General features: G+C 35.2%; 7 protein-coding genes. All 7 read right to left on the reverse strand.

The annotated features are described in order from the left end of the window. Nucleotides 1-75 precede the first annotated feature (75 nt). The 7 genes from GIY83_RS19190 to GIY83_RS19220 all read right to left on the reverse strand — a co-directional run bounded on the left by GIY83_RS19190 (nt 76) and on the right by GIY83_RS19220 (nt 13,468). On the reverse strand, nt 76-3,357 hold the full coding sequence (locus tag GIY83_RS19190; protein ID WP_208682905.1) for a T9SS type B sorting domain-containing protein: 3,282 nt from the start codon (nt 3,355-3,357) through the stop codon (nt 76-78). Between the two features lie 221 nt (nt 3,358-3,578). Continuing rightward, nucleotides 3,579-4,763 carry an aldose epimerase family protein gene (locus tag GIY83_RS19195; RefSeq protein WP_208682907.1) on the reverse strand — a complete coding sequence of 395 codons (1,185 nt, stop codon included), beginning with the start codon at nt 4,761-4,763 and terminating at the stop codon, nt 3,579-3,581. A gap of 102 nt (nt 4,764-4,865) precedes the next feature. After that, a complete protein-coding gene (araA, locus tag GIY83_RS19200) occupies nt 4,866-6,374 on the reverse strand; it encodes an L-arabinose isomerase (RefSeq protein ID WP_208682909.1) in 1,509 nt (502 codons plus the stop codon). An 83-nt stretch (nt 6,375-6,457) separates the two neighbouring features. Next, nucleotides 6,458-7,159: an L-ribulose-5-phosphate 4-epimerase gene (locus tag GIY83_RS19205; RefSeq protein ID WP_208682911.1), complete on the reverse strand. Its 702-nt coding sequence runs from the start codon at nt 7,157-7,159 to the stop codon at nt 6,458-6,460. Further along, nucleotides 7,143-8,834 (reverse strand): ribulokinase, encoded by a 1,692-nt coding sequence (locus GIY83_RS19210; RefSeq protein WP_208682913.1) that lies wholly within the window; start codon nt 8,832-8,834, stop codon nt 7,143-7,145. Before GIY83_RS19210 ends, GIY83_RS19205 begins: the two co-directional genes overlap by 17 nt. A gap of 168 nt (nt 8,835-9,002) precedes the next feature. Then, the gene (locus tag GIY83_RS19215; RefSeq protein ID WP_208682915.1) at nt 9,003-10,988 is read right to left on the reverse strand and encodes an alpha-L-arabinofuranosidase C-terminal domain-containing protein; all 1,986 of its coding nucleotides are present in this window, start codon (nt 10,986-10,988) and stop codon (nt 9,003-9,005) included. Nucleotides 10,989-11,482: 494 nt separating this feature from the next. After that, nucleotides 11,483-13,468 (reverse strand): glycoside hydrolase family 127 protein, encoded by a 1,986-nt coding sequence (locus GIY83_RS19220; RefSeq protein ID WP_208682917.1) that lies wholly within the window; start codon nt 13,466-13,468, stop codon nt 11,483-11,485. Between the last annotated feature and the right edge of the window lie 3 nt (nt 13,469-13,471).

Consider the following 13,471-nt stretch of genomic DNA (forward strand, 5'->3'; position numbering starts at 1 on the left):
TATATTTTGTGTCAAAATTAAATTTATTCACCAGGAAATAAAGGTTCTATTATTCCCAATCGGGTTAATTTTATTCTATCGTTTTAATGCAAAATGTCCGGAAAAAACAACCTTATTATTGAAGTTGGCTCTAAACCAATAATCATCAGATAACATTTCTTTTCCATTATAAAAACCATCCCATCCAGAATCATTTGAGGATAGTTCTTTCAATAATTTACCATATCTGTCAAATATTGATATTTTGGAGTTTGGAAATTTTTTGATAACGCTTATTTGCCAAAGGTCATTATGTCCATCATTATTTGGCGTAAAGAATTTTGGGTAATCAATTACAGTAACTTCTTTCGAATCTTCTCCACAACCTTCTTTGTCTCTTACATAAGCAATATAGTTTCCTCCTTGAACATCAGAAAAATAATTGCTGTCCTGATAATTAATACCGTCTATAGAATATTCAAAATCACCATAACCTTCTGCTATAATTTCGATGAAATTGTTATCTGACAATTCCTTAAATTTTACTTCTTTGATCGTTGGAAGTACAGATCGTATTAATTCAAAATCAAAACTATTTTCACAATAAATATTGTTTTCAATTTTTCCAACTACAAGTGTGTACTTTCCTGCATGTACTAAACTAGCATTATTAGTATTTGAGATAATATCGCCTTCGGGAGATTTCCAAACATAGCTGTCTAAAGTATTATCAACACTTATAGGCAATGAAGGTTCCAGATTACATAAAAAATAAGTTTTATCGATCTGTAGATTGGGCAAATCATTTATAATTAAATCAAAACTTGTTTCAGAATTACAGAGACTATTTGCTTCGTTCTCGACCCTTATATATATTGTTTGAGATTTTGATTGTGTGTTTTTAAATAATATTGGCAATGGATCAGGCAATGGATTTCTATTATTGTCAAAATACATTATTTTTAAACCTGACTGATTCCCTATAATTTCAGTTTCTAAATTTGACATATCAAAACTAGCAAAACCATTACCTTCATCGCAAGCATATTTATTGGCTGGCTTATTAATTTGTGGTTGTGAAGCTGTTTTTAAAACTAATGATGTTTCTGTATAACAACTAGTCAAAGTATTCGTTACCCTAACAGTTATTATTTCCTGATTATTAGCCGTATTTGTATAAGGATTTGGTAATGGGCTTATTAATGGATTCCCATTAGTGTCAAAATAAGAAACTTTCATACTCTGTTGACTTCCTAAAACAGAAGATTCAACATTCGAAGTATCAAAATATTCTGAAATACCATCGTTGTTATCATCACATCCAATAAGCTCTTGTAAAGAGTTTGCTATCGGCAACGGATTTACTATTAACTTAAAAGTTGTTTCGTTAAAACAATTTGTATCTGTATTAATTGCTTTTACTTTTATTATTTCTTCTTTAAGCACCAAATTAGAAATTGCATTTAATGGATCTACTATTTTCTGTCCGTTTTGATGGTAAAATTCAACTTTTATATTGGTTGCAGATCCTACAATTAAGGTTTCTATTGGCTTTAAATTAAATTGAGCAAAACCATCTGTATCATTGTCACAGGTATTTAAATCAGTAATAACAGATAAATTGGGTAATGGATTTACAATTAAATCAAAAGTAGTTTCAGAATAGCAACAAAGATTATCTTTATGGCTTACTCTTACCGTTATTGTTTCTCTGTCTTTAATGATATTCGTAAACGGATTTGGCAATGAAGTATATTTATTTCCCTTACCATCTATAAAAGTTACATCCTTATCTGTTTGCCCTCCTAATAACTGCTGTGTAACCGTCGAAACATCAAAAGATTTTGAGATACCTGTGCCGGATATACTTTCGCATGCATACAGATTACTGATTCCGTAAGCTTTTGGCGGTTCTTTTGCATCAATTATCTCTGACAAAGTTTCTACAGTTCCATCTTTACCAGTAACTATGGCCGTAACAATATATCTTCCATCTGCTGAGAAATCGTGAAAGGGAGATAAATCTGTAGAGGTATTAGTTGTTCCCGAAGCCGGATCACCAAAATTCCAAGCTATTGAAGCTACTTTTGACTGATCATCGACACTAAATTCTTTTAAAAATTCAGAGCAGATATTTGAAAAATTCATTTCGAAATGGCTAGAGACATTCTTTACATTCCCTGTTACATTAATATAAAAATTAGCATTTGGAAATCCAAAATCAGCAGTAGAAACATATTTATCTCCGGCTCCTGACAAATTTGTGCAACCTCTTTGCCATGACACATCATTATCTTGTGCTGAACCAGCTATAAATGCGACTCCTTCACCTCCTTCAATTCCTTTGTGCACTTCTACGAGAATTCTTTCTACGCCTGCAGGAATTACTATTGGTGTATCAAAATCGACCTGTACAATCTGAGATTCATGACCTAAACCATATTGAAGTACTCTAGACTGACTACTTCCTATCAAATTTGTTTCGGAAAAAGAAGCTGGAAAATTATTGTCTATTTTGTAAATATTAAATTTAATATTGGGTTGCCAACCCGTTTTATTAATTGCAACTTGCCCTGAATTAATTACGAATTCTTCGTTATTTGATATTCCAAAATCTTTTAAAGTAAATGCTCTTGCCCAATAAATATTAGTAGAACTGCAGGAATGTATAGCTGTTTCTATTACATCATCACAAACATTATGAGACAGTCTTGTTATTGGCCCAGTACTTTTTGACTTAAATGCCTCACCAGTTACATTTATATAAAAATTTGCAGCTGGAACAGGAATAGCTAGATCCGTAGTACGTGTAAAACGGCGATTAGGTTCGCAACCTCCGTACCATGAATCTCCCTTATCTTGAGCAGTTCCAGCAATAAAGACTTCTGCTGATGTATAATTAGTGTAGTCTTTTTGCTTACTTACAGTTACCAAAATTCTTTCTATTCCAGCTGGAACAATAATTGGTTTATCGAAATCTATTTGCACAATTTCCGGATTACCATCAATAACTTTCGTTGGCTTAAAGCCTCCAGTTCCAAGTAATGGTTTTTCAAAATAGGAATTAAAGAGATCAGGAAATCTATTGTCAACAATATAAACCGAAAAAAACAGATTTGAACCTGCTTCTGATTTAGCAATTCCAATCTGACCTGATTTAATAATAAATTGTTCATTTGGTGCTATACCAAAATCTGATAATTTAAACACTCTTGACCAACTTTCATCATCCTTACAAGAGTACATATCAGTCTTAACAAGTGTTGTTCCTATATTATTGGTTAATGTTATTTGTGCATTTGCATATTGAAAAACTAAAAAAACTAAAAATGAAATTACTATATTAAATTTACTACTTCTGGTTAATGTCATTTTCATTTAAATAATTTTAGTTTCTATATTTAGATTTAGGTAATTAACTTCAAATATAAGAAGGATAAGCTACAAATTCATCTCGAAAATATTTCTAGAAAAATAAAAAACCTCAAAAGCATTCCTTTCGATTTTTCAGGACTAGACAAATTACAAATAAAAAAACCTCGCAAGCATCACTTACGAGGTTTTTTAAAATTACTAAACTAATAAACAGGATTCTAAAACTATTTCTTCACTGAGAATTTAAAAGTAGTTTTAGTTTTATAATTTTCTCCTGGGTTTAAAACCGTAGTTGGGAAATTTTTCTGGTTTGGAGAATCCGGATAATGTTCTGTTTCCAGACAAAGTCCGGTTCTGTGAGCATACGTTCCGCCTTGTGGCATTGGTAACGTTCCGTCAAGGAAATTTCCTGAGTAAAACTGAATTCCAGGTTCGTCTGTTGTCATTTCCATCACTCTTCCGCTTGCTGCGTGGTATACTTTTGCAATGATTGTTTTTCCTTTTTCAGGATTGTTCAATACCCAGCAATGATCGTATCCTTTTCCTCTTTCTAATTGTTCGTTTTTAACCTCGATGTCTTTCCCAATTAATTTTGGAGTTCTAAAATCGAAAGGTGTACTGGCAACATCTTCTAATTTTCCTGTTGGAATTAAAGTCGCGTCAACCGGAACTAATTTATCAGCATTTAAAGTCAATTCGTGATCTAAGATTGTTTTTGTAAAGTCTCCTGATAAATTGAAATACGAATGCTGTGTTAAATTCACTACTGTTTTCTTATCAGTAGTTGCTTCGTAAAGCACTTCTAGTTCGTTATCATTATTTAATGTATACGTTACAAAAACCTGTAAGTTTCCAGGATAACCTTCTTCCTTATCTTTACTTAAATAAGATAATTTTAAAGAAGCTGTATTTCCTGATTTTACCTCATCGGCTTTCCATACAACATTAAAAAAGCCTTGTGGTCCTCCATGCAAAGCATTTGGTGCATTATTTATAGCTAATTGATATTCTTTTCCGTCTAAAGTGAATTTTCCCTTTGCAATTCGGTTTCCGTATCTTCCGATCAAAGCTCCAAAAAATGGATTTTCTTTCTCGTATTGTGCTAAAGAATTAAACCCAATCACTACATTTTCAGAAACACCGTCTTTATTTGGTACTTTCAATTCTGTAATTCTTCCGCCAAAAGTGATGATATTTACTTCCATCCCATTTTGGTTTTTCAGCTTATAACTATCTACTTTTTCTCCTTTTGCGGTGGTTCCATAAGAAGATTTTTTGATTGTAACCGTAGCTTTTTCATCAGAAGAAACTGTTGTAGCATCTGTTTTTTTATCGCTTTTGCACTGAACTGAAACTGCAGCCAGACTCAAAAGGCTGATTCCAAAAACGCAACGTTTTAATACATTCATAAATGATATTTTAATTGGTTAAATGTTAGATGTTAAAAACTTAAAAGTAACAAAAAAACTTTACTCCCGATAGCTATCGGGATAGCAACTTAGTACCTTAGATTAAAGTCCATGTTGAAACAAATGATAATACGCTTCGTTCGCATTGATCTTATCTTTAAAGTCTCTTACGGTTGTTTTTTCGTCAATAACCAATAATTCGATTCCGGCGATATCTGCAAAATCTTCCATATATTCTGTTGTGATGGCCTGACTGTAAACGGTATGATGCGCTCCTCCGGCAAGAATCCAAGCAGTTGCCGCGATATCAAGGTTTGGCTTGCAATCCCATAAAACCCTGGCTACCGGTAATTTTGGTAAATCTGCTAATGGTTTAATAGCTTCCACTTCGTTTACAATCAAACGGAAACGATTTCCCATATCTACCAAAGAAACATTGATTGCATCTCCTGCAGGTGAATTAAACACCAAACGAGCTGGATCTTCTTTTCCGCCAATTCCTAAAGGATGTACTTCGCATGATGGTTTTGTCTCTGCAATAGACGGACAAATTTCTAACATGTGAGATCCTAAAACATATGATTTTTGTGGAGTGAAATGATACGTATAATCTTCCATGAAAGATGTTCCTCCCTCAAGACCTATGTTCATCACTTTTAAGGCACGAACCATTGCAGCGGTTTTCCAGTCGCCTTCGCCACCAAAACCATAACCATCGGCCATTAATCTTTGTGTTGCAATTCCCGGTAGTTGTTTCCAAACTCCAAGGTTTTCAAATGTATCTGTAAAGGCTCCAAAACCTCCTTCTTCAAGGAAAGCTCTTAAACCTAATTCTATTTTTGCTGCTTCTACTAATGAACTTCTTTGCGCTCCGCCTTCTTTTAAAGCATCAGTCAAAGAATAAGAAGATTCATAAACGGCTAATAAATCATTCAATTGTTGCTCTGTAACTTTCTCGATATGTTTGGTAACATCTGAAGAATCATATCCGTTAACCGACATTCCGAAACGAATCTGAGCTTCTACTTTATCGCCTTCTGTAACGGCAACTTCACGCATATTGTCTCCAATACGGGCTACTTTTAAGTTTTGAAGTTCATCCCATCCAAGAGCAACTCTTGTCCAAACGCCTAATTTATTTAAAACGCGAGGATCTTCCCAATGTCCAACCACTACTTTACGTTTTTTACGCATTCTGGACATGATAAAACCAAACTCACGATCTCCGTGTGCCGATTGATTCAGGTTCATGAAATCCATATCGATAGTTCCCCAAGGAATTTCAGCGTTATATTGTGTATGCAAATGGCATAATGGTTTCTTTAAAATACTCAATCCGCCAATCCACATTTTTGCCGGAGAAAAAGTGTGCATCCAGGCAATAATCCCGATACAGTTTTTAGCCGTGTTTGCCGCTAAACAAACATCTAATATTTGAGCAGGAGATTTTACCACATCTTTATAAACCACTTTTATAGGAATACTAGATGATGCGTCTAATCCTTTTGCAATTAATTGCGAATGTTCTGCAACTTTTCTTAATGTTTCTTCACCATATAATTCCTGGCTTCCTACTACAAACCAAACTTCTTTTTGAGATATATCTATCATTATGTTTAATCGTTTATTGTTGAACTGTTTAATCGTTTGCAGGTTCTAAAAATCTAAAATCTGCATTCTAAAATCTAAAATTATTATTGTCCGTAATACGAATCTTTTCCGTGTTTACGATTGTAATGTTTTTTTATTAGGGAATCTTTTAATCTTGGTGCATTTGGGTTTATTTGTAAAGTCAGATAGGCCATTTCGGCTACGACTTCCAGAACCTTGCTGTTGTACACGGCTTTGGCTGCGTTTTTCCCCCAGGCAAAAGGACCGTGATTTCCAATTAGAACCATTTCTACTTCTTCGTATGAAAGATTTTTTTCTTTGAAACAATCCAAAATCTGAATTCCGGTATTGTGTTCGTAGTTTCCTTCAATAAGTGAATCTGCCATCGGCGGAGCACACGGAATATCAGCTGTTAAATGATCCGCATGCGTGGTTCCGAAGATTGGAATATCGCGCTGTGATTGTGCCCAGGCTACAGAATAGGTGGCGTGTGTATGCGCAACACCTCCAATATTTGGCCAGTTTTTATATAAATAAGCATGCGTTTTAGTGTCGGATGACGGACGCATTGTTCCTTCGATAATATTATTATCAAAATCGACAATAACAATATCTTCCGGTCTTAAATCTTCGTACGGAACGCCACTTGGTTTAATGGCAAAAACACCATTTTCTCTGTCTACCGCACTTACATTCCCAAAAGTATATACGACCAAGTTCAATGCATTCAATTGCATATTGGCTTCGTAACATTCCTGTTTTAAATCTTTATAAAGAGAACTCATGTTGCGAAATTTTAATAGTTGGATCTTCGTAAGCACTTAATTGATCGTATGCCAAAAGCAGTTTATGATATGCTGCTACCTTGTCTAATTGAGGGAAATATTCTCCGTCGAAATCGCTTCCTATTTTTTGGCTTGCTTCAATTACATTCGGATAAATTCCTGCTGCAACTGCTGCATAAATCGCCGCTCCTAAAGCTGGAGTTTGGTCTGAAGCTGCAATTTTAATTGGCTTGTTCAAGACGTTTGCCAAAGTCTGCATGATAAAAGGAGATTTACGGGCAACGCCCCCAATCCCGATAACACTGTCGATTTTTATTCCTTCTTCTTCAAAACGATCCACGATTTTCTTCGCTCCAAAACAAATTGCGTTTACTAAAGCTTTAAAAATATGTGGCGCTTTTGTTCCTAAAGAAAGATTTGAAATCGCGCTTTTTAATTCCTGATTGGCATCTGGAGTTCTACGTCCGTTAATCCAATCCAAAGCAATTGGAAGACTGTCTGAAACTGGAATTTTCTCTGCTTCTTTGGTTAATTCTACAATTAATTTATCGCTGAATTCTTCTCTTAATTGTTCTTTTTGAGCATCATTTAAAACAGTCGAAGCGGTTAATAAATGATCTGTTGGCCAAAGCAATAATTCTTTGTACCAGGCCAGTAAATCTCCAAAAGCAGATTGTCCGGCTTCTAAACCAATATAACCCGGAATTACAGATCCGTCAACCTGTCCGCAGATTCCGCGAACGGTTTTGGTTCCTACTTCTTCTTTTGAACCTACCAAAATATCACAAGTCGAAGTTCCCATTACGCGAACTAAAGTATTTTCTCCAATTTTAGCTCCAACAGCTCCAGAGTGTGCATCGAAAGTTCCTACCGCTACAACTGTATCTGTAGAAAGTCCTAAACGATCTGCCCATTCTTTGCTTAGATTTCCGGCAACTACATCTGATGTATACGTTTCATCATATAAATTACCACGAAGTGTTGCTAAATATGGATGTAATTTTTCTAAGAATTCCACTGGCGGAAGCCCATTCCAGTCTTCGTGCCACATCGCTTTATGACCTGCTGCGCAACGGCTTCTTTTAAAGGTTTTTAAATCTTTGTCTTCTATTAATAAATAGGTCATTAAATCGCAGTGCTCCATCCAGGTGTGCGCTGCATTTCGAACGGCTTCATCTTCTCTGGCAATGTGCAGGATTTTTGCCCAAAACCATTCTGATGAATAAATTCCGCCTACATATTTGGTTACGTTTTCCCCGCCCCAGCTTACCGCCAGTTCGTTGATTTCGTTTGCTTCATTTATCGAAGTATGATCTTTCCAAAGTACCATCATCGCATTCGGATTTTCCTCAAAACCTTTTGTCAAGGCCAACGGAATTCCTTCTTTCGTAACAGGCACAGGAGAAGATCCTGTAGTATCAATACAGATTCCGCGCACTTGCGAAGGATCGACTTTACTTTCTTTTATAACCGTTTGAATGGTGATTTCTAAACCTTCAATATGGTCTAATGGATGTTGACGAAACTGATTTGCAGCCGCGTCACAATATTGCTTGTTTTTCCATCTTTTATAATGAGAAACATTGGATGCCAGCTCTTGCCCATTTTCAGTATCTATTAGCATCGCCCGAACTGAATCTGTTCCGTAGTCCAATCCTATAACGTAATTTTTCATTCGAAATTCATTTTATAATAATGACAAATATAAATATAAATATTTTATAAGTGTACAAAAAACACTTAATAAAAATAAGCCTCTTAATTTTTGCAAATAATGCATCAAAACAGTCGTTTAGAATAAAAACAGAAAACAAACGTTGATTTTACATTTATTATCTTGCGATTATTTCATCTTTATCTTCAAAACGGTAACTGAGTAAGCCGGAAAATCATATTGAACCTTGTTTCCGTTTACTTTAAATTCGCTTTCTTTTGGGCTAATTTTAGTTGGAGATTCAAAAGAATTTTCATCATTTATTCCGTCACCTTTTAAGATTATTGCCGTTCCTTTTGTCTCTAATTTTGCTCCTTTTACATTAATTGAAGCATTTTGTGCCGATGCAGAAGCGTTCACAATTTTCAGGATTAATTCTTTAGAATTCACATCTTTTACTGCAGATGCAAACAAATCGTTTTGTCCTGTAATGGCTTTTCCGTCTTTTGTAATGTTGATTAAATCTGTTCCTTTATTATTAGAGAATAATTTCTGAACATAATAATTTGGCGTTCCGTAGGATTGTAAATTGTTGAACCAAATCATGTCCGGAGTCCATTGCCAGCCTTCTACGTGAGCCAATAACGGCGCATACGATGTCAGGTGAACTACCTCAGCATTACGCTCCATTCCGGTCATGAAAGCTGCTTCAGAAAAAGCACATTCCCAGTTGTTTTTATTATCCGGACTTGCAATCGCTACACTTTGTGCTGCATATTCTCCTGCAAAAATCTTTGGTCCTTTTCGGTCATAATTATCGTAACGTGTCACGTTTTTACGAAACCAGGCCGGATCTTTATAATAATGTTCGTCTACAATTTCAGCATTTAGTTTTTTAAGTTCTTTCATGCCGTAATCAAAATAATCTCCGTCAGGAAATGGTCCTGTTCCCGAAACAATAATGATGTTTGGATATTTGTCTTTTATCGCTTTTTGAAATACTTTGAAACGCTCGATATAATCTGGTCCCCATTGCTCATTTCCAACTCCGATATGTTTTAAATTAAATGGTTTTGGATGTCCCATATCCGCTCTCACTTTTCCCCAAGCGGTAGTTTGATCTCCGTTTGCGAATTCAATTAAGTCTAAAGCATCTTGTACATAAGGATCTAATTGGTCCATTGGTACCAATTCTCCTGTGTTGAATTGGCACGCCATTCCGCAACTTAAAATAGGTAATGGTGAAGCGCCAATATCTTCAGAAAGTTGGAAATATTCATAGAATCCTAATCCAAAACTCTGGAAATAATCCGGTGCAGGTTTATGCGCAAATTCGGTATTCCAACGGTTGATCATGGTTTCTCTGTCTTCAACATTTCCAATCGATTTTTTCCATTGGTAACGCAATGCCAGCGTTTTTCCTTCTACAATACATCCGCCCGGAAAACGTAAAAATCCTGGTTTCAAATCGTATAATAATTGTACTAAATCAGCACGCATTCCGTTCTTTCTGCCTTTCCATGTATCTTGCGGAAATAGCGAAATCTGATCTAAATCGATTACTCCACTTCCTTCAAAAGTGATTTTAATTTGCGCTTTTGCTTCTGTTGCCGTTGCGGTTAATTGTGCCGTATAACTGGTCCAGTCTTTTGCTGTTGGAACAATCGAGGTTTCGCCTAAAACCTTTTTGCTTTTATCAATAAATTGAATCTTGATTTTAGAAACATTTCCAGATAATTTTGATGCTTTCAATGACAAATTATATTTCAGGTCTTTCTTGATTCCCATTCCTCTGAAACCTTCATTGATCAATTCATAACCATTGGCATCATTTACAGTAACTCTGCAATAGTTATGATTGGTCCCTTTTTGCGAATACTGAATGATATTGGCAATTCCGGATTGAAGGTTTAATTTGTGTCTGTCGCTGTTGGGTTCGTTCCAACCCATCATTGGTGCTTCAAATTCGAAGGATCTATTCTTGATCATTTCGGCATATAATCCTCCATCAGCAGCAAAATTGATGTCTTCAAAAAACACTCCGTACATTGTTGGCTGAATTTTGGTAACGGTTTTTGCAGCGTCTACCTGAAGATTGTTTTTTTGTGCCGAAGCATAAAAGCCGTTAAGCATCAAACCGCAAAGGGTAATTTTTGTAATTAAATTGGACTTCATTTTTATTTTATTTGTGTTTTTATGGGACGCGGATGATACTGATTCACTAAAGTGAAAACGCAGATAAAAACGGATTTTTATTTTCTAAACTTTGAATTTTTAACACATAGAAACATAGCTTTTGATTTCTTAAAAAAGGCATTTCATTTATCTAAACAAACATAGCTATGTGTGCAAATCCAGATTTGTTTTATTCTCTTTTTTATTTATTTAGAAATCTATGTTTCTATGTGTTTAAATATTTCTCTCGCAGATTTTGCAGATCGAGCAGATTTTTTTCTAATCTTTTTAATCCTTTATCCCGATAGCTATCGGGAGTGGATATTTTTTATGTTATGCGTCTGACGGATTGAAATCCATCTCTACAATATGATTCGTTCCTTCGGAACTTTTTTTTAATCTTTTTTAATCCTTTAATCTGTGGCATTATCTTTATTCTATGTGCTTTATTCTATGTGCTTTATTCTATGTTCTTTACTCTTTGTTCTATATTCTTAATTCCCTTTATAATCCAACCAAACTTTCATTTTCCCAACACCTCGGTTTGACCAGCTGTAATAAGGAATCGCTTTGAATTTTGAATTTTCGATGACGTTTACGCCTTGCAATAAATTAGGTTCTTTTTTTACTTTGAAAGTATCTCCTGATGCTACATTTATTTTATCGAAATTGGTTTTATTATCAGCTTCTTCAACAGCATAAACTATCGGTCCGTATTCTAAAGAAACTTTATTTTTGTTGGTTTCAACTTTGGCATTTGTTTCCACTTCCTGAACTTCCATTGGGAAATTAAGATTGATTTTGTCTCCTTTTTTCCAATTTCTGGTAATGGTGAAATAACCGTCTTGTGGCTGAATGGCTAAAACTTCTCCGTTTAAATTGACTGTTGCTTTTTGAGTCGAAGCTTTTTTATAAGAATATAAATCGCCCGGTAAAACTTCATTTCTTGCCCAACCCGGAACTCTCAATTTGATTGTAAATTGGCTTTGTTTTTTCGGGTTAACCGAGATATCTACTTTTCCGTTCCAAGGATATCCGGTTTGCTGAGAAATCTGTAAATCAGTTTTTCCTAAATTGAAAGAGGCGTTGTTTGAAGCGTACAAATTGACATAAAGCGCGTCTTTTGATTTCGAATAAATAAGACCCGGAATCGAAGGCACAAATCGGATTAAGTTCGTTGGGCAGCAAGAACAGTCAAACCAAGCCTGACGTGTGCAAGATCCTCTGTTCGATTTAAAAACGCCATCAGATTCTAAGGCGTTTGGGTAGAAAAATTCTTTTCCGTCTAACGAAATTCCGGAGATTAATCCGTTGTACATCGTTCTTTCGATCACATCAAAATATTGCGATTTACCGGTAAGATTATGCAATCTGTGATTCCAATATACATCGCCAATTGCAGCGCAGGTTTCGTTGTATGCGGTTAAGTTTGGTAATTCGTAATTATTTCCAAAAGCTTCTCCGTCGTGTCTTGAACCAATTCCGCCAGTGATGTACATTTTTTTGTTTACCATATTGTTCCATAAATTATTCACAGCATCGGTATAACCTTTGTCTTTTGTCATGGCGGCAATATCTGTCATTCCCGCATACATATAAACAGCTCTTACGGCGTGACCAACTGCTTCATTTTGCTGTATTACCGGAATATGATCTTGCGCATATTCGCCATATAATTTATGATTATTAGGATTTCCGCGATTGTCTAAATAATATTTTGCCAGTTTTAGATAATCTTCTTTTCCGGTAATTTGATACAACTTGATCAAACCTGTTTCTACAATCTGATGTCCCGGAACTCCTTTTACCTGACCTGGTTTGTCGCCAAAAGTTTTTACCAATAAATCGGCATTTTTGATGGCAATATCAAGGAAATTTCTTTTTCCGGTTGCTTCATAGTGTACCACAGCAGCTTCGATCAAATGTCCTGCATTATAGCATTCGTGGCTAATTTGTAATGATTCCCAACGTTTTCCTTCAATAACCGGAACCCAAGGCGCTGGTGGTTTTGCAGGGTTTATGGTTCTCCAGGTTGTTAGGTATCCATCTTTTTCCTGACCAATTTTTACAATGGCAATCAAGGAATCTAATACTTTTTCAAGTTTTGGATTTGGTGCACTAATTAAAGTATTCGACGCGCCTTCGATAATTTTATAAACATCGGTATCATCAAAAGGCATTTCTCCTCTTACTGTTCCTGTTTTTTGTTTTCCTGCAATTAAGAAATTTTCGAATCGACCTTCTTCGTTACATTTTTGAATGGCGTATGCAATCGTAATTTCCTGCACTCTTTTTATAATAGGCAACCAAAAAGAATCGGTCAGTTTTACATTTTGAATGTTGACCGGTTCTATTTCGTAACCCGCTTTTAAGGCCGATGTTTTATTCGATTGCACGACATCATTTCTGGTTTCTTTACAGGACACAAAAATCAAAAATGATAGAAAAATCGTGAGGATATGGAAGGTATATTTTTTCATTAT

Origin of the sequence: Flavobacterium sp. SLB02, from assembly GCF_009664855.1 — a bacterium.
In the GTDB taxonomy this organism is placed as follows: Bacteria; Bacteroidota; Bacteroidia; order Flavobacteriales; family Flavobacteriaceae; genus Flavobacterium.